The following is a 20,823-nucleotide window of genomic DNA, read 5'->3' as shown; positions in this document are numbered from 1 at the left end:
TAAATATGTTTGATCCAACTGTCTTTGATAACTTGAAAGTAGTAATAGAAGGATATATATATGACTTGGACCTTGAAGGGAAGATAAACGTTATTGGTCGAAGTGATATTGTTGACTTAGCCTCAATGGTTAGAAAATATTTAATTACAATTGAAGATGCTAGAAAAAGCAAACGGTCAATCATCATTGAAATGGAAATACCTCACCGGGAATTATCTGGAGAGTTGTTAGAAACTAATGAAAAGCCCGGCTGTTATGTGACTGTGACTTTCTGTGAGAACAACGGTACACATGAATATGATGAATTATTACTAAAAAAATTAAAAGAAGTTGGGGAAAACAACATTTTGTGAAGTTATTTTTAACAAAAGAGATAACTGACCTTAGCGTCAAGTATCATCACAAATATATGGTGGAATTTCAAACTTTATTTGGTGAAGATTCCATTGATGATTTAATAAATATTTTGGACCATTCAATTTCACTATTAGGGCTGAACTCCAAGAGGTAATAGATTTTCAAATAAAAGGAGGCTTCAAATAATGAGTTTATACCAATTTAAAGTAGAAACAATCAAAGGTGAAATAAAAACATTGGAAGAATATCGGAATCAGGTCCTTCTTATTGTAAATACGGCTAGTAAATGTGGTTTTACGCCTCAATATAAAGAATTACAAACTCTTTATGAGGAATATCATAAACAAGGTCTTACCATTCTTGGTTTTCCTTGTAATCAATTCATGGGGCAGGAACCGGGTAATAATGAAGAAATTGAAAGTTTTTGTGAAATTAACTATGGTGTTCGTTTTCCAATGTTTGCAAAAATTGATGTTAACGGTGAAAATGCTCATCCATTATTTAAGTATTTGGCATCTGAAACTCCAGGATTGCTTGGAACAAAATCGATAAAATGGAATTTCACAAAATTTCTTGTGAATTCTAATGGTCAACCAATAGAGCGATTTTCACCGAATACAAATCCAAAAGAAATCAAACCTCATATTGAAAAGTTACTAAAAGAAGTCTAAACGTTAGACTTCTTTTTCAATAGCTAAAGAACAAGCAAATACTGTAGTTGTCCTTTGGTAAGGTTGGTAACTTGTTTCACTTTATATCCAATACTAAAAAGTTGTGACAAAGTCTCAGCACAATTTTGACGAGGTGGCTCGATTGGGGCATGATAGCTACTATATAGTTGCTTAAATTGATTTCGTTCATTGCAATGTAGAAGAATAACATGCTTACCAGTCCAAGCTTGACCGATCATTGGTTGCTGTTGGTTTCTCGCGTTTTTCATGAACATACTCCTTTAAAAATTGATAAAGTAGTATATGTAAATGAGCTAGTCAGTGTTTTTGCATTTGGTACTTAATAGGTTTCTATAAAAAGATTGTTATCATTTCAAAAATCGTTTCTTAAGAATGAGGAGTGTAATTTTAAAGTGGAGAAAACAAAGAAAATTATCGTACAAACGATAGAAGATTTTGTGAAAGAAAGATTAAAGCAAGAGGGTAGCGGTCACGACTGGTGGCATATTGATCGAGTTAGAAAAAATGCCTTACTTATCGGGAAGCATGAAGAGGAAGTAAATATGTTCATTGTTGAAACAGCTGCACTTTTACATGACCTAATAGATGACAAGCTGTCAAATGAGATAAAACTAGAAGTGACTGATGTAAAAAAACTATTAATTGAATTGGAAGTTGATAATAATGAAATGGACGAAATTCTCTTTATCATTGAGAATATAAGCTTTAGAAAGCATATTTCAGCTGGTCAGCTTTCACTTGAGGGGAAAATTGTTCAAGACGCTGATCGTTTAGATGCGATTGGAGCGATTGGAATAGCCAGGACGTTTGCTTTTGCTGGTTCTAGAGGAAATGTGATTTATGATCCGGAAGGTTTGGACTTGTCTAATGCAATACAGCATTTTTATGATAAATTATTAAAATTGAAAGAGTTAATGAACACTAAAACCGGAAAGCTTTTAGCTGAAGAGCGACATCAATATCTCGAAGGTTTTTTGGAGCAGTTTCTAACAGAGTGGAATGGTCTGGAAAAAATATAACACAGGCATTATGCTTGGCTTTTTCAAAGAATTTGTGTTTTTTCAACTGTTAAGCGTCAATATGGGTATAGACGGTCAAACCCTATGAATGGCATGAAAAATAGTGGCTATGTTACAATATCATTACGAAAAAAATAAAGGAGTGCCATTATGAAAATAAATTCAATTGAACCTACTCCTAGTCCAAATACGATGAAGGTTCTTTTATCAGAAGAGCTTCCTACTGGAAAAAGCAATAATTACAAAAAAGATCAAGCTAGTGAGGCGCCTGCTATCATTAAAGATATTTTATCCATTGAAGGAATTAAAGGTGTTTATCATGTTGCTGACTTCCTTGCTGTTGAAAGGAATGCAAAATATGATTGGAAAGATCTTTTGGCACAAGTTCGTCAAGCATTTGGTGAGGATGTAGCTGAACAAGCAAATCATGCAACAAATGAAGAAGCATTTGGAGAAGTAAAGGTTTTTATTCAAATGTTTAATGGAATTCCAATGCAAGTAAAACTTACTGATGGAGTTCTTGAGGAACGATTTGGCTTACCAGATCGTTTTAAAGAAGCGGTTATGACTGCACAACAAGCCGATGACAATGTTGTTCTTGATAGGCAGTGGAAAGAACATGGAGTTCGATATGGTGAACTTGCTGATATCGGAATAGAAGTTGTGGATGAAATCAATGCTGCTTATTCCGAAGACCGTCTAAAAGGCTCATTAAATCAGCAACTGAAAAAGAAAAAACAAAAGTTCAAGCTCGTAAGTCATACAAAGTCACTCTTGATATGCTTGATGAGGAAGATTGGACAAATCGTTTCGCACATTTAGACCAAATGGACCCAACTGAAGAAGACCTGCCAGTACTTGAAAAGGCACTTGATGATGAAAAACCATCGATTAGAAGGCTTGCGACTGTTTATTTAGGTATGATCGAAAAATCAACTGTATTACCTTTATTATACAAAGCACTAAAAGATAAATCAGTTACAGTAAGAAGAACAGCAGGTGACTGTTTATCAGATATTGGTGATCCTGCCGCAATGAACGAAATGATGGCTGCACTTAAAGATAAAAACAAACTAGTAAGGTGGCGTGCAGCCATGTTTCTATATGAAGTAGGAGATGAGTCAATTACTTGAAGCATTAAAAGAAGCCGAGGATGATTCGGAATTTGAAGTGAGTATGCAAGTGAAAATGGCAATTGGACGAATAGAAGGCGGAGAAGAAGCAAAAGGCTCTGTTTGGAAACAAATGACAGAGAGTAGAAAAGGGTAGAACTCAAAACTAAACAGTCAATTACGATTGACTGTTTTTATTTGCAGGGAATTTACTGAATATTATTACAAAGTGAAAAGTATGGAGGTATTATGATGACCAAAGATTTGAGAAATGAAAGTAAGGTATTTGAAGGGGCGTTAAGAGCTCCAAACCGTGCAATGCTTCGTGCAGTAGGTTTTAGTGATGAAGATTTTAAAAAACCTTTGGTTGGGGTTGCAAGTACTTGGAGTGAAGTCACACCTTGTAATATACATATTGACAAGCTTGCTATTCAATCAAAGAACGGAGCAAATGAAGCAGGCGGTAAAGGGATGATCTTTAATACAATTACCGTATCTGATGGAATCTCAATGGGAACAGCTGGTATGAGATATTCTCTTCCAAGCCGTGAAGTGATTGCTGATTCAATTGAAACAGTTGTAGGTGGAGAAAGCTTAGATGCAGTTGTTGCTATTGGAGGCTGTGACAAAAATATGCCGGGGTGCTTAATTGCTCTGGCACGTATGAATTTGCCGTCAGTATTCGTTTATGGTGGCTCCATTAAACCAGGTAATTTAAATGGAAAAGATATTGATATTGTTTCTGTTTTTGAAGGTGTTGGTCAATACAATGCAGGAAAGATTAATAAAGATGAATTAAGTAAAATCGAATGTCATGCATGTCCTGGTGCAGGATCTTGCGGAGGAATGTATACAGCAAACACAATGGCATCTGCAATCGAAGCAATGGGAATGAGTTTACCTGGCAGCTCCTCTAACCCTGCTGAATCAGATGAAAAATTTCAAGATTGCTTTGATGCAGGTGATGCTGTGTATAAGTTAATTGAAAAAGGAATTAGGCCAAGAGATATCATGACAAAAGAAGCATTTGAAAATGCAATAACAGTTGTGTACGCACTTGGTGGTTCAACAAATGCTGTTCTTCATATACTTGCAATTGCACATGCTGCTAAAGTGGATTTAACAATTGATGACTTTGATCGAATTCAAAGACGTGTTCCTCATTTAGCAGACTTAAAGCCAAGTGGAAAATATGTTATGAATGATCTTCACCAAGTTGGGGGAGTTCCAGCTGTTATGAAATATCTTCTACAGGAAGGCTTCTTACACGGAGATTGTTTAACGGTAACAGGTAAAACAGTTGCTGAAAACCTAGCAGATTGCAAAGAATTAAAAGAAGGACAAAAAGTAATTTATCCTGTATCTGAAGCAAAACGTAAAGATGGTCCTTTAGTCATTTTACGTGGTAACCTTGCACCAGAAGGAGCAGTTGTTAAAGTATCTGGTTTAAAGGTGTCGAAGTTAACTGGACCAGCAAAGGTGTTTGACACAGAAGAAGAAGCATCAGATGCAGTTATTTCAGGAGAAATTAAAGCAGGTGATGTTTTAATCATACGTTATGAAGGCCCAAAAGGTGGACCAGGTATGCCTGAAATGCTATCCATTTCAGGGATTCTTGTAGGAAAAGGTTTAGGAGAAAGTGTTGCGTTATTAACGGATGGACGTTTCTCAGGAGGATCTCATGGATTAGTAGTTGGTCATATTTCTCCAGAAGCACAAGTTGGTGGTCCAATCGCTTTTGTAGAAAATGGAGACATGGTTACAGTTGATAGTGAAAAACGTGAACTGTCTGTTGCATTAACAGAAGAACAATTTGAGCAACGTAAGAAAAATTGGGCAGCACCTAAGCTTTTAGAACGAGGTGTTCTTTCCAAATATGCCCGTCTTGTTTCAAGTGCTTCAAAAGGCGCAGTAACTGATTTATACGAGGAAAATGATAAGTGAAAAATGATTTTAAAGCTTTAGCAGCTCATACTTCTCGTACAAATTAACGACAAGGTATAAAAAAGTAAGTGAATAAAGAAACAACCTAATGTTTTTAGTTGTTAGGTTGTTTCTATTTATTTGCAAGAATGAGGACCCTATAGTATTCTTTACTTACATTAATGTACATTTTGGAGGGATTTTATTATGTCAATGGCATATGAAGAATATATGAGACAAATGGTAAAACCAATGAGAGCAGAATTAACAAATGCAGGATTTGAAGAATTAACAACAGCAGAAGAAGTGGAACAATTCATGAATGAAGAAGAAGGCACAGTTTTAGTAGTAGTTAACTCTGTCTGCGGGTGTGCAGCCGGCTTAGCAAGGCCTGCCGCTACACAATCTGTTTTGAATGCAGAAAAAAAACCAGATCGAATTGTTACAGTTTTTGCTGGACAGGATAAAGAAGCGACTAGTAAAATGCGCGAGTATTTTAAAGGGCACGAACCTTCGTCACCATCAATGGCACTTCTGAAAAACGGTGAAGTTGTTCACTTTATACCTCGTCACGAAATTGAAGGAAACTCAATTGAAGAGATAATGGGAAATTTAGAATCTTCATTTGAAAAATATTGTTAAAAAAAGGGTGCTTATAGCATCCTTTTTTTACAAGATAAAACATATAGGAGTATAAGTAGGTATGATAATCACCACTTCAGGAAGGCCTGATGAAAATTTAATAAAGTCTGCTATAGAAATTGCAAATGAGTTCGATTCAATTTTTTTGAGGAGAAATAAAAAAGCTGTTGATCATTTAAAAAGAGAAAATGATGATGATATTCTTGTTGTTGGGAAAAATCGGATGGAACTTCATTTTTCTGATTCTACAGAACCTTTGTTTTTTCATCCTAATTCAGCTATGTTTCGAATAAAAAGGATAATAAAGGGAGAAGATGACCCTTTTTGTTTAGCATGTAAACTTGAAAAAGGGAATTCATTTTTAGATTGTACACTTGGACTGGCTTCTGACAGTATAATTGCTAGCTATGTTGTTGGTGATAAAGGAATAGTTACTGGAATAGAAGGCAGTAAGCCTTTAGCTTTTCTTGTACAAAAAGGTCTTTTACAGTGGAAAACTGGTTTACCTCAATTGGATGATGCAATGAAAAGAATTCATGTGAAAAATACAGAGCATCTTGCTTTTTTGAAAGAATGCCCGGATAACAGTTTTGATGTGATTTATTTTGATCCAATGTTTGAGGAAACGATAGAAGGGTCCGTTGGATTACAGCCTTTGAAAAGAATTGCTAATTATTCTACGTTAACTAAAGAGACTATTACTGAAGCAAAACGAGTTGCTTCAAAAAGACTCGTGTTAAAAGACCATTGGCGAAGTTCACGTTTTGCTGAATTTCAATTTCAAGTAAATATCCGTAAAACAGCGAAATTCCATTATGGAGTCATAGATCTGAACAAATAGCAAAAGATAATATCATGGAGGTGTTATCTTTATGCCAAAAAGAAAAGTTGATCCATCTAGAGCCGGCCTTAGCTCTCCAAATGTCGAGGGACAAGGTACCACTATGAATGAAACAGGTGGTAAGCAGGTGGATTCCGCTCGAAAAAAGACAAAGAGAACATAAAGTATTTGCTTTGACAACTAAAAAGGGTGCTCACGTTTGTGGCACCCTTTCCTTTGTTTATGTATTAGTCCGTAATTTCAGCGTAAATAAAATAAGCTAGTGTAACAAAAGAAAGTACAACGAATAAAGTATCATAACCCATTTCTAAACCCTCCTATACTTTTTGTACATAATATGTGATAGATATTTCTATTTTAAACGTTTTCGTTCAACATTAAAAGTGTTACATTTTATTGAACAAATTGTTTTTAAATTTTGTAATAAAATTGATATATATTAACCTCTAAGACTATGATAAAATATTGCTATAATCATAATGTTGGAGGAAGAACTGTCATGAACAAATGGTTGAGAAAATCACTCTTTATTTTATTCTCTATCGCAACCTTTGGACTTGTAACACCACCTGCGTCTTTAGCGGCAGTTCAAGAGAAGCCAGCAGAAGATTCGGTGACCAAGCCTACATTCTCGAATGAAAATGAACATGCATTACTATCCGATAACATAGATGTTGAACAGCAAGTATCTTTATCAAAAGATGAAATTATTGATTCTCTTCTTTTTGAAGCAGAGCAAAAATCCTTTTCTAAGTTTGGAGATAAAATTGGCGATGTAATCCAAGATGAGTTTAAAAAAGTGATCCTGCCTAAAATGGAGGAAGTCATTACATATTATGTAAATGTCGAAGATGACGAACTTTTTGAACATGTTGAAATTTCAAAGCCATCCGGTGGTACCGGAGAAAAGATTTTTCACATCTATAACACACAAACAGGTGAGGATGTTTTGCGTTTTCACGTAAGAAGAGAAAATCGTCCTTTAGAAGGGTATTGGTTCAACTTTCACTATCACTCTTATCATGATTCATTTCAATCACATAAAGATTTAGGCAGTATTTATTGGGATAAAAACACTCCTCCAAATTGGATGAGTTACCATTAACGACTTTATTATATGAAAAATGTTGAAAGGGCATACATCCGTATGCCCTTTTGCTTTAATCATCTTGATACAAAAACTAATAATCTATACGATTCCACACTTCTAGTTAAAAATGTCTATTTATGATAGTATAGTAGGAAAGTAATTTCACCTACAAACCTCTTAAGTTTTCTACAAATTTTTTCATTAGTAAAGAGGGGATATACATCATGAAAAAGACATTATTTATTCTTTTACTCTCTCTTATTTGTATTCCATTTTATCATCTTGCAAAAGCCTTTCCTGAAGGTGTTCAGCTATCTTCATATAAGTTTGAGACTAATAAATTATCTTTATCTAAACCAATAGTTAGTGAATTGGTTTATTTACCTCCTAAAGGCTTTTCAGAAAATGATGCAATGAAGATGATAGAAAATATACAAAAAGTAGATGAAAACATTTTATTATTAGCAGCAGAGGAAAGTATTCAAATTAAACTATTTACCGGTTCTTTAACTAGTCAAAATGGTTTAGATAGATTAAAAGACTTGAAACCACGTGGATATGAAACAAATGATCCAAATTGGGAGTTAGTTCCGGGGATGAGTGATAATAGAGTCGTTTATGCAAAAATCGGGCATAGCGAATTTGGAAAAGGACATGGATCTGTGTCACTCGAGCTTCATGAATTTGCTCATGCTATTGATCGTTATGTTTTCCAGTACGTTCGAAAAAATCCACTCTTTTTAAATATCTGGAAACAAGAAGTTGACTCTCTGTTTCCGTTACAATCATATTTTATCCAATTCCCTGAAGAATATTTTGCTGAAACATTTGCCATGTATTATTACAATAATCAAACGAAATTAACTCTACAAGAAAAAGCTCCATTAACTTTTACATTTATTCGTTCACTAGAAACACAAGCAGCAGAGATACGCAAAAATATTTATGTGAATTCTCAATATTAAAGTATGGTAAAATACATGAAGGATTAAAAGTAAGGGGAAATGTCTAAATGAAACAATATTTGGAATTATGTCAACATGTACTTGCAAATGGAGTGATAAAAGAAGACCGAACAGGTACGGGGACAATAAGTACATTTGGTTATCAAATGAGGTTCAACCTTCAAGAAGGATTTCCGTTAATTACGACAAAAAAATTACACACGAAATCAATTATTCATGAACTTTTATGGTTTCTTAAAGGTGATACAAATGTAAAGTATCTTCAAGATAATGGTGTGAAAATTTGGAATGAATGGGCAGATGAAGATGGAGAACTGGGTCCAGTATACGGACATCAGTGGAGAGCATGGCCTGCAAGAGATGGTTCTACTATTGATCAAATTACGAATGTTGTCGAGCAAATTAAGAACAACCCAGATTCCAGAAGATTAATTGTTTCAGCCTGGAATGTTGCTGATGTTGATTCTATGGCACTACCACCTTGTCATTGCTTTTTTCAATTTTATGTAGCAGATGGGAAGCTTTCATGTCAGTTATATCAACGTTCTGCTGACGTTTTCTTAGGTGTGCCATTTAATATTGCATCATATGCTTTACTTGTTCATATGATCGCACAAGCAACTAACTTAGAGGTAGGGGAGTTTGTTCACACTTTTGGAGATGTTCACATCTACTCAAATCATGTTGAACAAGTAAAAGAACAATTACAACGAGATCCTAGGCCATTACCAACTTTAGTGGTGAACAAAGATGTTAAATCTATTTTTGATTTCTCTTTTGAGGACTTCAGTTTCGAAAACTACAATCCTCATCCACATATTAAAGGAGCTGTTAGTGTTTGATTTCTTTACTAGTTGCAATGGATACTAATCGCCTTATTGGAAAAGATAATCAACTTCCATGGCACCTCCCACAAGATCTGGCTTATTTTAAAAAAACAACGATGAACCATAAAATTGTAATGGGAAGAAAAACCTTTGAATCTATCGGCAGACCGCTTCCTGGTCGAGAAAATATAATTGTTACTAGAGATCAAAATTATTCCCAAGAAGGTTGTTTAGTCCTGAATTCTTTAGAAGATATAGTGGAACTATCTGAGCAATCTGATGAAGAAATCTTTGTCATAGGAGGAGCGGAGATATTTCAGCAAATCTTACCTTGCAGTGACCGCCTTTATATTACACATATTTATCATGAGTTTGAGGGAGATACATATTTTCCTAGAACAAATGAAGAAGAGTGGGATATGGTGAAATGTGATAAAGGAATGAAGGATGAAAAAAATCCTTATGATTATGAGTTTGTTGTATATGAGAAAAAAGCATCATTTCGTTGAAGAACGAAATGATGCTTTTTTTAATTTTAATTCATACTACCTTTTAATGTTATTTTTAAGGTTTCTTTTAAAAGTATCAAAATCAGCCTTTATGTAATGAAAACATTTAGGATCTCCACCATGATCAGGGTGTGTTAATTTTAATAATTCCTTGTAACTAGCAACAATTTCTTTTTTACCTGCTATTTTTGCTAGACCTAATTTATGATGATATTCTCTTAGGTGATAAGATAGATCATATGATGTGGGTTGTTCTTGTTGATCATAGTCGCTATTTTTATTTTTATTCATTGAATTTTCTTTGTATTTGATTAAGTCATCTCTTAATCTAATATTTTCTTTTAATAATTGAGTAACTTCCTTTTGTAAGTCATTATTTTCCTTTTTAAGTAGTGATATTTCTCGGTTTAAATTTTCTCGTTGTGTTATAAAGGAACTGGTAGCATCTTTATGAATGGCTTTTATCCCTCAATATATTGCTCCTGTAGCTTAATTTTTGTTTGGAGTTTCTTGATAATCTCATTTTTTTCATCTCGCAGGCTGTTTTGTAATAACTTCGTTGTTTGTTTATCAACACTGTAGCCGTTATTGTCGGAAGAAGTGATTTTTCCTTCTTTAATCCACTTTCTTATTGTTAGCGTTCTTATACTCTCAGAGACTCCCGCTTTAGTGAGTTCCTCTACGGCTTCATAAATATTCATATTGTCCCCCTAGTTTTTAATATCAAAAATACTCACTATAATATAAGTTGAACTAAGGAATTTTTTGTACTTATAATGAAATGAAATTGAAGGATTGTTTGCAATATAATAATATGCTACATTACTTATTAAAGATATTTAATAAGTTTTTTAGGGGGGTGAATACATTGAAAAAAGTATTTGCTACACAAGAGATGGTAAAGAAGAATATTCTTCGTAACATTCGTACAACTCTTTTAAGGCTGGGGAGTGCCACAAAAGTTGAACTAAGTCAAGCAATAGAAATTAGTTTCCCGACAATAAGTAAGTTCCTCGCGGAAATGGAGAAAGATGGGGAAATTATTTTAGTCGGTTTAGATGAATCTAGTGGAGGGAGACGAGCAAAAAGATACAGATACAACCCCGAGCATATGCTAGGACTGGCCATTTTTTTAGAGAAAAGTGAGTCAAATTATACAATATTTAATTGTATAGGAGAAGTAAAGGAGCAGGGAAAGGTATCAAGTGTATTAATAAATGACGGGTTACCAGTACTAACTAGCTGTATTGAAAACTTGCTAAATAAATTTCCGAAAATCAGTTCTTTAGCAATCGGAGTTCCAGGTTCTGTAGATAATGGTCGGATTATTTTTATACCAGAATATGATCAGTTTCAAAATTTTGATTTAAAAGGATATTATGAGGAGTATTTTTCCATACCTGTTGCAGTAGAGAACGATATGAATGCATCAGTTCTTGGATATAACAATAAAACAGGGAATATAAATGGGCAGTCTCTCATCTATTTGTATCTTGGTCAAAATGGTCCGGGTGCAGGTATTATGATAAATGGTGATGTGGTGCGGGGAAGCACTTCTTTCTCTGGAGAGGTTTCATTTGTACCTCAGTATAATAATCGGAATTTTGGGCAGGCTCTTGAAATTAAAAATGGGTCTAAAAAAATAATACTTTATGAAAATGATGAAACGATAGATGCAATTAGCAGATTGGTAGCTTCATTTGCAGCAATCATTAACCCACATTCAATTATTTTTTCAAATAGTGAAATAAAAAAAGAAATGCTAAATAAAATGGCTATATGCAGTTCAAAATATATTCCGTCAGAGCATCTTCCAGAGCTAGTCACTAGTGATATGAAACAAGATTATTTATTTGGGTTACAAAGCATTGGACTTGATCTTATGATTAATGATCAATAAATTACATAAGTGTAATATTATGTGAAGAGAATTTTTGTCCATAGCTTTTAAGTTTAATACTTTTATTCTCTTTACTTTTTAAAAATCTTTAATAAGTGTTTTTATAATATTGAATTGTTAAAGAGAAGAATTGACTATTATTGATAGATATAGGCGAGGTTAATATGACAACATTCCTTTTAGTTATTATTTATTTAGCATTTATCAGCTTAGGTTTACCTGATTCACTGTTAGGGGTAGCGTGGCCTGTAATGAAATCGGATTATGGTGCTCCGCTTGAGACTGCTGGATTTCTTTTTATGACGATTGCAGGCGGTACGATTATCTCAAGTTTAGCTAGCGGAAAGATTCTTAAAAGGTTCGGGACGGGGCAGGTTACATTTGTCAGTGTTTTAATGACCGCAGGTGCTTTGTTAGGGTTTAACTTTGCTCCTTCAGTTTTATGGTTATTTTTATTTGCTATACCACTTGGTTTAGGTGCAGGAGCTATTGATGCAGGATTAAATGATTATGTTGCTACACATTATAAAGCTCACCATATGAGCTGGTTACATTGTTTTTGGGGAGTTGGAGCTACTTTTGGTCCTATCATTATGGCTCAATTTATTTCAGGCCAAAATACTTGGAGAAATGGATATTTTACAATTGCAGCAATTCAGTTTACATTAGCTATTATTCTATTCTTTACCTTGCCATTATGGAATAGAGTGGTAAAAAACAACAATACGACCTCAAATGAAGAAATAGTAGATTCAGATGAGATAATCCGTGATGGAGAAGTAAAACCTTTACAAATTAAGGGAGTAAAACTGGCTTTGGCATCCTTTCTATTTTATTGTGGAGTTGAAGCAACAGTTGGTCTCTGGGGAAGTAGTTATTTGGTAAATGTTAGAGAAATACCTGTAGCAGTTGCAGCACAATGGGTTTCCTTTTATTATGCAGGAATAACAATTGGTCGTTTTCTAACAGGCTTTGTTACTTTCAAATATAGTAATCGTAGTCTCATTCGTACAGGTCAATTACTAGCATTAACAGGTGCTATCTTTTTATTCCTACCATTGCCGTCGGTTTTCTCTTTAGTAGGTTTTATTATGATCGGGTTAGGATTAGCGCCAATATTCCCGTGTATGTTACATGAGACACCTACACGTTTTGGGAAAAAGCATTCCCAAACTATTATGGGTTATCAAATGGCGGTAGCTTATACAGGAAGTACATTTTTGCCGCCTCTACTAGGTTTCATGGCGTCTTATACAACAATAGGAATATTCCCAATTTGTATTATTCTTATTATTGCAGCAATGCTGTTAAGTTCTGAAAAACTAAATGTATTACTAACAAAGAGGCTTTACTAAAGAGGGAAAATGCAAATACAACAGTAATTTAACCTTTTATAACAAAGTGAATTTTAAAAGTTTTCTCTTTTAAATAAAATGACTCAAAGTAATTACTTTAAATCAAAAGGCGCTACCCTGAAGGATAGCGCCTTTTAAGTCTTATTATGGCAACAAATACAATAATACAGAGAAGAAGTGCAGCACTGTACCTGCTAAAACAAAAGTATGCCAAACAGCATGATGATATTTAAAACCACGCCAAACGTAAAAAATTGCACCAATTGTATATAATACTCCACCAATGACAAGCAAGACTACACCATTAAAGGGTACGTTGCTAATAATGTGGTTCCAAGCAAAGACAATTAACCAATCCCATTACAACATACATAATGGTAGAAAAGAATAAGTACTTCTTAACGAAGAATGATTTGAAAACTGTTCCGCCTATTGCCAAACCCCAAACAATTCCAAATAATGTCCAACCGACCCATCCTTTTACCGCAATAAAAAGAAAGGGTGTATAGGTGCCAGCAATAAAAAAGTAAATAGCGGAGTGATCTAATATTTCAAAAAAATCTTTTGCTCTACCTGCTGGAAAGCTGTGAACTAAGGTTGAAGCTGTATATAGCAAAACCATCGTTACTCCAAACAAAGTGAAGCTTACGATATGCCAAGCATTTCCGTGTAAGGAGGAAAAGATAATCAATATGACTAAACCAGCAATGCTTAGTAAGCCGCCAATACCATGAGTAATTGAATTTGCTATTTCTTCACCTTTAGAAAAGGTATGTGTGTTTGCCATGCTTTTCTCCTTTCAATGAAATTGTTTTCAATAATTTATAAATTATATCATTCATTCATAAGATGAAATAGTGACATTTATCATTTTTTCACTAGAAAAACTAGCTTTTTGATTGCCGAACATGATCTTGTAAGGAAGAGACTATTTGATGAAACAATTGTTTGTCCTCAAAATCTTGTTCTTCCCAATTTTCATAAATCCAAAAAAGCATTTCTCTCGAACTGTTAAACACTTCACCGCTCGTGTCAGCTTCTCTTATCATGTAACGACCATTTTCATCATCTGCAACAATTAAACAAGGAATTGCACCTTCCTTATTTTTTATTTCATATTCCATTATTTTATCACCTCATAAAAGTTTTTGTGTAAATAATTTTTTCATCTTTTGAAAGTTTGTCAGCTTATTGCTTGTAATTCATCTATCTATGAAACATAAAATTAAAAAATATGTAAAACTTTTTGATATTTCCTTTAAATTTTGAATATTCATGATATAATTTCAAATTAACAAGCAGTTGAAAGGACCGTGACAATGAAACAAACAATCAATGAATTGCAAAATGTTTTTGTGGAAGATATTTTAAAAGCGCATCATTTACTTAAAGATGTTGTAACACATACTCCATTACAAAAAAACGAACAGCTCTCTGAAAAATATGAGTGTAATGTTTACTTAAAACGAGAAGATCAACAAGTTGTTCGCTCATTTAAAATCAGAGGTGCTTTTAATAAGATTAAGCAGCTTGATTCTGAAAAAACAAAGAATGGTATCGTATGTGCTAGTGCTGGAAATCATGCACAAGGTGTTGCATACTCTTGCCGTCAATTAAAAATCCATGGGAAAATTTTTATGCCGTCAACAACTCCTCGTCAGAAAGTTTCTCAAGTTGAACTGTTCGGTAAAGAATACGTTGATATTATTTTAACCGGCGATACGTTTGATGATGCATATCAAAAGGCAATGATTAGCAGTGAAGAAGAGAGCCGAACTTTCATTCACCCTTTTGATGATGTAGATGTAATTGCTGGACAAGGGACCGTAGGAGTAGAAATTTTGAACGATGCAGATGTGGACATTGACTATGTTGTAGCAAGTGTTGGTGGAGGCGGTTTGATTTCTGGTGTAGGTACCTACTTTCACGCAATATCACCTTCAACAAAGCTGATTGGTGTTGAACCAGAGGGGGCACCTGCTCTTTATCAATCAAGAGTAGAAAACAAAGTAGTTTCTCTTGAGAAGATTGATAAATTTGTTGATGGAGCAGCAGTCAAAAAGGTCGGAGACAAAACCTTTTCTATTTGTAACGATGTATTGGACAAAGTTCTGCTTGTTCCAGAAGGAAAAATCTGTACAACTATTTTAGAGTTATATAACGAAAATGCAATTGTAGCAGAGCCTGCTGGAGCGATGTCAATTGCATCTCTTGATTTTTTACGAGATGAAATTAAGGGTAAAAGTGTTGTTTGTATTGTAAGTGGAGGTAACAATGACATTGGTAGAATGCAGGAGATCAAAGAACGTTCAATGATTTATGAAGGGTTACAGCATTATTTTATTGTGAATTTCCCACAACGTGCAGGAGCGTTAAGAGAGTTCTTAGTTGAAGTACTTGGGCCAACCGATGATATCAATCGCTTTGAGTATACCAAGAAGAATAACAAAGACAATGGACCAGCATTAGTAGGTATTGAATTAAAACAAAAAGAAGATTATGAACCTCTTGTAAAAAGAATGAAAAAGAAAGGTTTTTTTGTAACAGAAGTGAATAAGGATAGTAATTTATTTCACCTTTTAATCTAATTGTATTTTGTGAAAACGTTGATATCTCAACGATGAAAACGCCAAAAAAAAACTTTTCATTAGACAAAAATAGACAGACTTCTCATTGTAATTGGGTTATAATATAGGAAACGGGTAAAAAAGAGGATTGATAACTTGTTATTCAAGAGCCTAGAGTTCAAACTGGCAAGTGGACAGAAGGTAAAAATTACTGATATCCCAGTATTGGAGGAGGATAACAAAAACCGTTTCATGCTTCAAATCCGTTTACAGAAGTTTATATCCATTATCCAAACACAGATAAATCCAAGAAGTATATATTCTTTTAAAGATTACTTGAAAAAAGTGTTGAAATGGCCTGATTACGAGGCTATCTTTGGAAGTAGTATATTAAAAAACAATGCTTAGGAGAGAACCAGGAGTGTCTGGTTCTCTTTTTTTGTTTTAAATGACTTAAATGATTACTTAATTCTTCATTCTTTCGGAATAAAACACATGGACAATATAACAATCAATAGGTTTGAAGTCGCATATAATTTTAAGAGATAAGAAATAATTTCATTGAATGTGCCTTTAATGGGGGTATAATAGTAGGTAGACTTTTTAGGGATGTGAGGATTTGCAAAAAATTAAAATTGTAACTGATTCAACAATAGATATGAGAAAAGATTTGATAGAAGAATATGATATTACGGTTGTTCCATTGTCCATTACAATAGATGATAAACATTTTATAGACGGAGTTGACATTACTCCAGACGTTTTTATAAAAATGATGAATCAATCTAATGAACTTCCTAAGAGTTCACAACCACCTGCTGGGGAGTTTCTAAGAGTGTATGAGGAGCTTAGCAAGGATGGGAGTTCAATTATTTCTATTCATATGACAAAAGGCTTAAGTGGGACAGTCCAATCAGCTCAATCGGCTGCTCAAATGACCGAAGCTGATGTAACAGTTCTTGATTCAATGTTTATTTCTAAGGCACTAGGTTTTCAAGTTTTGGAAGCAGCAAGAATGGCTAAAGAAGGATCTTCAAAAGAACAAATACTTCATAGGATAGCTGAAATTCGCGATCAAACAAGACTTTATCTAAGTGTAGACACACTGGAAAATCTTGTGAAGGGTGGTAGGATTGGTCGTGGAAAAGCTTTAATAGGCTCCTTACTCAATATTAAGCCAATAGCAAAATTACAAGATGGGCTTTATACTCCAGTTGGAAAAGTTAGAAGTCAATCTCAGGCAGTAAAATACTTAGCCAAACAATTTGCGGAAGATGTAAAAGGAAAAACTGTTAAAGCAGTTGGCATTGCCCATGCTGACGCACATGATTTTGCTCAAAGACTAAAGCAAGCTGTTCTTGAAATTAGTCCGAATTGCATGGTAGATATCTCATTTACAACACCTGTTGTTTCAACACATACGGGACCGGGTGCAGTAGGTTTTATGTTTTTTGCAGAGTAAATATTAGACCTAGACAAGACCATTTTTTATGGTGATGTCTGGGTCTTTTTTAGTGCTTCATGGCATTTGATTCAAATATATATAAAACCCAATTGTATTGGGTCAAAATATAAAAAGACATCGTGCTAAAAATTACGCATAATTATTATAAAAAGAACAGTAAAGTGCAATGAATTATTTAAATTAGCTAATCACTCAAAACAGGTGGTGTTGATCATCGGTAAAAAAGTGTTGTTTATCGGAGACTTTGGAATTGATGATATTGTTGCTTTACTTTTTGCTTATTATAGTAAGGATATTGATATTGTTGGAGTTGTTGTTGACTACGGAAATATCTCAAAGAAAAATGCCACGATAACAGCAAGATATATTCAAGAAATTACCCAGCTGACAGATATCCCTATTATTGGAGGTGCAGATCGACCGTTAACTGGCGAACAACCTACTTATTTTCCTGAAATTCATGGTGAATATGGACTTGGTCCGGTTACGCCTGAATTGAGCGAACCGATACCTGAATTTGAGAACTTTTATGAGATTTTAACCGTTATTAATCAATATCCAAATGAAATTAGCATTGTTAATGTTGGTCGTTTAACATCATTAGCAACAGCAATTGTTTTATATCCGAATTTTCTATCGCAAGTCAAAGAGTTTTATATTATGGGCGGTGCATTTCTTTTTCCAGGTAATGCAACCCCAATTGCTGAAGCAAATTTCTATAGTGATCATTACGCAGCAAATCTAGTATTAAGTAATGCAGAAAAAGTAAAGATATTTCCTCTTAATGTAACGAATTATGCAATTATTCCAGATAACATCATAAATCAACTTGACCAATATTTTAAAAGAACAGGCGATAGTGTAGGGCAATTATTAAAGCCGATTATCACCTATTATTCAGAATGGTATAAAAAAAGAGATCCCTCCATTTCGGGTGGACCAATGCATGACTTGTTAACACTCTGGGCAGTGAAAAATAGTAACCATTTTCAATTTGTTGATAAACCTGTAAAAATCAGTACGGAAGATGGTGTGGCGAGGGGGCAGAGCATTGGAGATTTCAGGCCTTATAAAGAGCTCGAAATGTATCCTATACATACAATCGCGATAAAATTTGATTACCAATTCTATATTGAGAATGTTTACGATACCTTTATAAATGGCCATAAGTTTTAATAATTATTCAAAAAAGCTTCACATCATTTCATCTTTCCCTTTATGTCGTATTTTGATAAACTTTTCATTATGAACAATACAGAAGGGTGAAGGTGTTAATGAAAAAGAAAATGTTATGGAGTCTGATCGGAGCGACTATTCTTATTTTAAGTGCCTGCGGACAAAAATCACCAATTGAAAACCCACTTAATTATGAAGTTCAATCCTTTGAATATACAAACCAAGACAATGATCAAGTATCATTGGAGGATTTAAAAGGAACGGTGTGGGTAGCTGATTTTATTTTTACTAGCTGTGACACAGTATGTCCACCAATGACAGCGCACATGACTGAGCTTCAACAGATACTGGAGAATGAAGGGGCTTAATACAAGGATCGTTTCCTTTAGTGTTGATCCAGAAATTGATACTCCTGATAAACTTAAAGAGTTTGCAGAGCCTTACTCAATTTCATTTGAAAACTGGGATTTTTTAACGGGATATTCACAAAAGGAAATTGAAGAATTTGCAAAAGACAGCTTTAAGACGATTGTTCAAAAGCCAAAAAGTACAGAACAAGTGATTCATGGTACTTATTTTTATTTAGTTGATCAAAATGGAACGGTGCTAAAAGATTACAATGGTGTTGAAAATCCACCATATGATCAAATGATTGCAGATATAAAAGCAATAAGCCAAGAATAAACAAAAGATAAGATAAGCCATGAAAAAAGATTCCATTAGGAGTCTTTTTTCATAAGATATAATAAAGTTAAAAGTTTAAAAGCTAGCTCTTTTTATGATTTAAAAAGCTTTTATCCATGGTGACATGATATAATGTTTTTTTGAAAATAAATAACGGGGTGATTGTATGCTCCAAAAGCTTGTATTGTTTAGTATAATTGGCTTGTGCTTAACTGGTTGTATGAATCAGCCTGCTGCAAAACTAGAATATAAACCTGTGTCTTTAAGCGAAAAGGAAACCCCTGCTGAAGAGTTTTTTCCTAAAACTATGAAGGTAGTTGGGATAGGTGATTCTTTAACAAAGGGAGTTGGCGATGGAGCAGAGTTAGGTGGTTATGTTGGCAGAGTGACTGAAATGTTGGAAGAGCAAGATCACATTAAAGATGTTTTGGTTGAAAATTACGGGGTAAAGGGACATAAAACATCTAATCTGCAAAAAAAGTTAACAAATGATAAAGTAATTGAATCCATTAAGGAAGCAGATATGGTTGTTATGACTATTGGTGGAAATGACATTATGAATGTTGTTCGACAGAATATTTTCTCATTGGACTTTGAACCGTTTAGAGCAGAGCAAAAGCTTTACGAAGAAAGATTAAGGAATATTATTATTACAATTCGATCTTATAATTCAGATGCACAAATTGTATTTGTTGGTCTTTATAATCCTTTTAAATATATGCTTCCTAACATAACGGAAATCGATCAAATTATCGATGAATGGAACTCAGTTTCAAAACAGATGATAACGGAAGATGAAAATGGGATATTTGTATCTGTTGCAGATATTTTCTCTACTTCTGAAGTAGACAATAAGCTATTGTACAAAGATGAATTTCATCCTAACGAAAGCGGGTATACATTAATAGCTGAGCGAGTATATGATTCTATATCTAAAGCAGAAGTATCCTTAAATGAATAGGTAGAAATGAGTGATGTAATGAGAAGGTGGAAAATTTCATTTTTTGTTCTAGCTGGGATTAACGTACTCTTTCTTTTGTTCGTGACAGTTTCTTCATTGATCCCAACTGAAAAACCTAGCGCACAAAACACGAAAGTTAGTAAGGAGGGAACTGTCCCTTTTCTTATTAAAACCCAGAAAAGTGACTTGACTCATTTAGTGAATCACTATTTAGAACAGGAAACAGGTCAGCAAAATTTACAATATCGAGTGGAATTTGAAGATAAAGTAAACGTGTATGGAGTTGTAAAAGCTTTTAACAAAGATATTGACATGAAGTTAATTCTGGAACCGAAAGTTAAATCTGATGGAAATGTTCAGTTATTGGTTAATGAATTGTCAATAGGACAGTTGAAGCTTCCTGTGTCTTATGTACTGAAATATATGAATACTTATTATGATCTTCCTAAGTATGTGGTGATAGATCCAAGTAAAAAATTGATTGATATTCATCTTGATCAATTAACATTAAAGAGTGGTTTAAGTGCAAGAGCTGAAAGCTTTAATTTAGAAAAAGATGACATCACATTTACATTATATGTTCCACTGCCGTAAGGTCTAACTTCAAATGTTAGACCTTATAGCCTTTTATGGGAAGTTTAGTTCTTTACAGCAAAGTTTTTTCTATACTGAAAAATGGTACGAATTACCCCCAGGTTAAAACCTAGAATGATCTCGTTGAAACATGTATACTTATAG

23 protein-coding genes and 3 pseudogenes are annotated in these 20,823 nt (G+C 34.0%); 21 read left to right on the top strand and 5 right to left on the bottom strand.

Features of this window, described 5'->3' with window-relative positions:
* Positions 1-5 precede the first annotated feature (5 nt).
* Both MVE64_RS03670 and MVE64_RS03665 read left to right on the top strand, forming a co-directional pair.
* Complete coding sequence (locus tag MVE64_RS03670) at positions 6-353, top strand: hypothetical protein (RefSeq protein ID WP_247343900.1); 348 nt, start codon at positions 6-8, stop codon at positions 351-353.
* A 189-nt stretch (positions 354-542) separates the two neighbouring features.
* Entirely contained in the window at positions 543-1,028 is a 486-nt protein-coding gene (locus MVE64_RS03665) for a glutathione peroxidase (RefSeq protein ID WP_247343897.1), read from the top strand.
* A 23-nt stretch (positions 1,029-1,051) separates the two neighbouring features.
* Here the strand turns inward: MVE64_RS03665 and MVE64_RS03660 are convergent, their stop codons facing one another.
* Positions 1,052-1,297, bottom strand: coding sequence for a hypothetical protein (locus tag MVE64_RS03660; RefSeq protein ID WP_247343895.1), 246 nt, complete (start codon positions 1,295-1,297; stop codon positions 1,052-1,054).
* A gap of 144 nt (positions 1,298-1,441) precedes the next feature.
* Between MVE64_RS03660 and MVE64_RS03655 the strand changes: the two genes are divergently transcribed.
* The 10 genes and pseudogenes from MVE64_RS03655 (at position 1,442) to MVE64_RS03610 (ending at position 9,977) form a co-directional block, all read left to right on the top strand.
* A complete protein-coding gene (locus tag MVE64_RS03655) occupies positions 1,442-2,068 on the top strand; it encodes an HD domain-containing protein (protein WP_247343893.1) in 627 nt (208 codons plus the stop codon).
* Between the two features lie 150 nt (positions 2,069-2,218).
* Positions 2,219-3,337, top strand: a pseudogene (locus MVE64_RS03650) (conserved virulence factor C family protein).
* 95 nt (positions 3,338-3,432) lie between these two features.
* Positions 3,433-5,124: a dihydroxy-acid dehydratase gene (gene ilvD, locus MVE64_RS03645; protein WP_247343890.1), complete on the top strand. Its 1,692-nt coding sequence runs from the start codon at positions 3,433-3,435 to the stop codon at positions 5,122-5,124.
* 186 nt (positions 5,125-5,310) lie between these two features.
* Complete coding sequence (locus tag MVE64_RS03640; RefSeq protein ID WP_247343887.1) at positions 5,311-5,745, top strand: BrxA/BrxB family bacilliredoxin; 435 nt, start codon at positions 5,311-5,313, stop codon at positions 5,743-5,745.
* Positions 5,746-5,806: 61 nt separating this feature from the next.
* The gene (locus tag MVE64_RS03635) at positions 5,807-6,586 is read left to right on the top strand and encodes a class I SAM-dependent methyltransferase (protein ID WP_247343884.1); all 780 of its coding nucleotides are present in this window, start codon (positions 5,807-5,809) and stop codon (positions 6,584-6,586) included.
* A gap of 31 nt (positions 6,587-6,617) precedes the next feature.
* On the top strand, positions 6,618-6,749 hold the full coding sequence (locus MVE64_RS03630) for a YuzL family protein (protein ID WP_098797417.1): 132 nt from the start codon (positions 6,618-6,620) through the stop codon (positions 6,747-6,749).
* Positions 6,750-7,085: 336 nt separating this feature from the next.
* The gene (locus MVE64_RS03625) at positions 7,086-7,691 is read left to right on the top strand and encodes a YpjP family protein (protein ID WP_231307719.1); all 606 of its coding nucleotides are present in this window, start codon (positions 7,086-7,088) and stop codon (positions 7,689-7,691) included.
* A gap of 209 nt (positions 7,692-7,900) precedes the next feature.
* The gene (locus MVE64_RS03620; RefSeq protein ID WP_247343881.1) at positions 7,901-8,641 is read left to right on the top strand and encodes an anthrax toxin lethal factor-related metalloendopeptidase; all 741 of its coding nucleotides are present in this window, start codon (positions 7,901-7,903) and stop codon (positions 8,639-8,641) included.
* A 47-nt stretch (positions 8,642-8,688) separates the two neighbouring features.
* Entirely contained in the window at positions 8,689-9,483 is a 795-nt protein-coding gene (locus tag MVE64_RS03615; RefSeq protein ID WP_247343878.1) for a thymidylate synthase, read from the top strand.
* Complete coding sequence (locus MVE64_RS03610; protein ID WP_247343875.1) at positions 9,480-9,977, top strand: dihydrofolate reductase; 498 nt, start codon at positions 9,480-9,482, stop codon at positions 9,975-9,977. The genes MVE64_RS03615 and MVE64_RS03610 overlap by 4 nt, the downstream gene beginning before the upstream one ends.
* A gap of 36 nt (positions 9,978-10,013) precedes the next feature.
* On the opposite strand, the gene MVE64_RS28280 is transcribed toward MVE64_RS03610, so the two are convergent.
* Together MVE64_RS28280 and MVE64_RS03600 are read right to left on the bottom strand one after the other, a co-directional pair.
* Positions 10,014-10,406, bottom strand: a complete 393-nt coding sequence (locus tag MVE64_RS28280; RefSeq protein ID WP_486640090.1) for a hypothetical protein — start codon at positions 10,404-10,406, stop codon at positions 10,014-10,016.
* A 32-nt stretch (positions 10,407-10,438) separates the two neighbouring features.
* Positions 10,439-10,678: a hypothetical protein gene (locus MVE64_RS03600; protein WP_247343871.1), complete on the bottom strand. Its 240-nt coding sequence runs from the start codon at positions 10,676-10,678 to the stop codon at positions 10,439-10,441.
* Between the two features lie 113 nt (positions 10,679-10,791).
* Between MVE64_RS03600 and MVE64_RS03595 the strand changes: the two genes are divergently transcribed.
* Both MVE64_RS03595 and MVE64_RS03590 read left to right on the top strand, forming a co-directional pair.
* The gene (locus tag MVE64_RS03595) at positions 10,792-11,877 is read left to right on the top strand and encodes an ROK family transcriptional regulator (protein WP_247346947.1); all 1,086 of its coding nucleotides are present in this window, start codon (positions 10,792-10,794) and stop codon (positions 11,875-11,877) included.
* 164 nt (positions 11,878-12,041) lie between these two features.
* Positions 12,042-13,232, top strand: a complete 1,191-nt coding sequence (locus MVE64_RS03590) for an MFS transporter (RefSeq protein WP_247343868.1) — start codon at positions 12,042-12,044, stop codon at positions 13,230-13,232.
* 144 nt (positions 13,233-13,376) lie between these two features.
* Here MVE64_RS03590 and trhA read toward each other — a convergent pair.
* Together trhA and MVE64_RS03580 are read right to left on the bottom strand one after the other, a co-directional pair.
* A pseudogene (trhA, locus tag MVE64_RS03585) lies at positions 13,377-14,019 on the bottom strand (PAQR family membrane homeostasis protein TrhA).
* 100 nt (positions 14,020-14,119) lie between these two features.
* A complete protein-coding gene (locus MVE64_RS03580) occupies positions 14,120-14,356 on the bottom strand; it encodes a hypothetical protein (protein ID WP_247343866.1) in 237 nt (78 codons plus the stop codon).
* 195 nt (positions 14,357-14,551) lie between these two features.
* Here MVE64_RS03580 and ilvA point away from each other — a divergent pair, with 195 nt between their 5' ends.
* The 7 genes and pseudogenes from ilvA (at position 14,552) to MVE64_RS03545 (ending at position 20,679) form a co-directional block, all read left to right on the top strand.
* On the top strand, positions 14,552-15,820 hold the full coding sequence (gene ilvA / locus MVE64_RS03575; RefSeq protein ID WP_247343863.1) for a threonine ammonia-lyase IlvA: 1,269 nt from the start codon (positions 14,552-14,554) through the stop codon (positions 15,818-15,820).
* A gap of 135 nt (positions 15,821-15,955) precedes the next feature.
* Positions 15,956-16,207, top strand: coding sequence for a DUF2535 family protein (locus MVE64_RS03570; RefSeq protein ID WP_098797407.1), 252 nt, complete (start codon positions 15,956-15,958; stop codon positions 16,205-16,207).
* Positions 16,208-16,418: 211 nt separating this feature from the next.
* Positions 16,419-17,261 (top strand): DegV family protein, encoded by an 843-nt coding sequence (locus MVE64_RS03565; RefSeq protein WP_247343860.1) that lies wholly within the window; start codon positions 16,419-16,421, stop codon positions 17,259-17,261.
* Between the two features lie 210 nt (positions 17,262-17,471).
* Positions 17,472-18,440, top strand: a complete 969-nt coding sequence (locus MVE64_RS03560; RefSeq protein WP_247343857.1) for a nucleoside hydrolase — start codon at positions 17,472-17,474, stop codon at positions 18,438-18,440.
* A gap of 98 nt (positions 18,441-18,538) precedes the next feature.
* Positions 18,539-19,124: pseudogene (locus MVE64_RS03555) on the top strand (SCO family protein).
* Between the two features lie 166 nt (positions 19,125-19,290).
* A complete protein-coding gene (locus MVE64_RS03550; protein ID WP_247343855.1) occupies positions 19,291-20,085 on the top strand; it encodes an SGNH/GDSL hydrolase family protein in 795 nt (264 codons plus the stop codon).
* Positions 20,086-20,103: 18 nt separating this feature from the next.
* Entirely contained in the window at positions 20,104-20,679 is a 576-nt protein-coding gene (locus tag MVE64_RS03545) for a YpmS family protein (RefSeq protein WP_247343852.1), read from the top strand.
* Positions 20,680-20,823 lie beyond the last annotated feature (144 nt).

It is taken from the genome of Metabacillus endolithicus, from assembly GCF_023078335.1.
In the GTDB taxonomy this organism is placed as follows: Bacteria; Bacillota; Bacilli; order Bacillales; family Bacillaceae; genus Metabacillus; species Metabacillus endolithicus.
The sequence above is the reverse complement of the archived record's forward strand: the minus strand, read 5'-3'. Positions and strand labels throughout refer to the sequence as shown.

Excerpts from the sequence above, each read along its gene's own strand:
- MVE64_RS03670 (WP_247343900.1), top strand. The coding sequence starts at position 6 with ATGTTTGATCCAACTGTCTTTGATAACTTGAAAGTAGTAATAGAAGGA.
- MVE64_RS03665 (WP_247343897.1), top strand. The coding sequence starts at position 543 with ATGAGTTTATACCAATTTAAAGTAGAAACAATCAAAGGTGAAATAAAA.
- MVE64_RS03660 (WP_247343895.1), bottom strand. The coding sequence starts at position 1,297 with ATGAAAAACGCGAGAAACCAACAGCAACCAATGATCGGTCAAGCTTGG.
- ilvD (WP_247343890.1), top strand. The coding sequence starts at position 3,433 with ATGACCAAAGATTTGAGAAATGAAAGTAAGGTATTTGAAGGGGCGTTA.
- MVE64_RS03640 (WP_247343887.1), top strand. The coding sequence starts at position 5,311 with ATGTCAATGGCATATGAAGAATATATGAGACAAATGGTAAAACCAATG.
- MVE64_RS03635 (WP_247343884.1), top strand. The coding sequence starts at position 5,807 with ATGATAATCACCACTTCAGGAAGGCCTGATGAAAATTTAATAAAGTCT.
- MVE64_RS03630 (WP_098797417.1), top strand. The coding sequence starts at position 6,618 with ATGCCAAAAAGAAAAGTTGATCCATCTAGAGCCGGCCTTAGCTCTCCA.
- MVE64_RS03625 (WP_231307719.1), top strand. The coding sequence starts at position 7,086 with ATGAACAAATGGTTGAGAAAATCACTCTTTATTTTATTCTCTATCGCA.
- MVE64_RS03620 (WP_247343881.1), top strand. The coding sequence starts at position 7,901 with ATGAAAAAGACATTATTTATTCTTTTACTCTCTCTTATTTGTATTCCA.
- MVE64_RS03615 (WP_247343878.1), top strand. The coding sequence starts at position 8,689 with ATGAAACAATATTTGGAATTATGTCAACATGTACTTGCAAATGGAGTG.
- MVE64_RS03600 (WP_247343871.1), bottom strand. The coding sequence starts at position 10,678 with ATGAATATTTATGAAGCCGTAGAGGAACTCACTAAAGCGGGAGTCTCT.
- MVE64_RS03595 (WP_247346947.1), top strand. The coding sequence starts at position 10,792 with ATGCTACATTACTTATTAAAGATATTTAATAAGTTTTTTAGGGGGGTG.
- MVE64_RS03590 (WP_247343868.1), top strand. The coding sequence starts at position 12,042 with ATGACAACATTCCTTTTAGTTATTATTTATTTAGCATTTATCAGCTTA.
- MVE64_RS03580 (WP_247343866.1), bottom strand. The coding sequence starts at position 14,356 with ATGGAATATGAAATAAAAAATAAGGAAGGTGCAATTCCTTGTTTAATT.
- ilvA (WP_247343863.1), top strand. The coding sequence starts at position 14,552 with ATGAAACAAACAATCAATGAATTGCAAAATGTTTTTGTGGAAGATATT.
- MVE64_RS03550 (WP_247343855.1), top strand. The coding sequence starts at position 19,291 with ATGCTCCAAAAGCTTGTATTGTTTAGTATAATTGGCTTGTGCTTAACT.
- MVE64_RS03545 (WP_247343852.1), top strand. The coding sequence starts at position 20,104 with ATGAGAAGGTGGAAAATTTCATTTTTTGTTCTAGCTGGGATTAACGTA.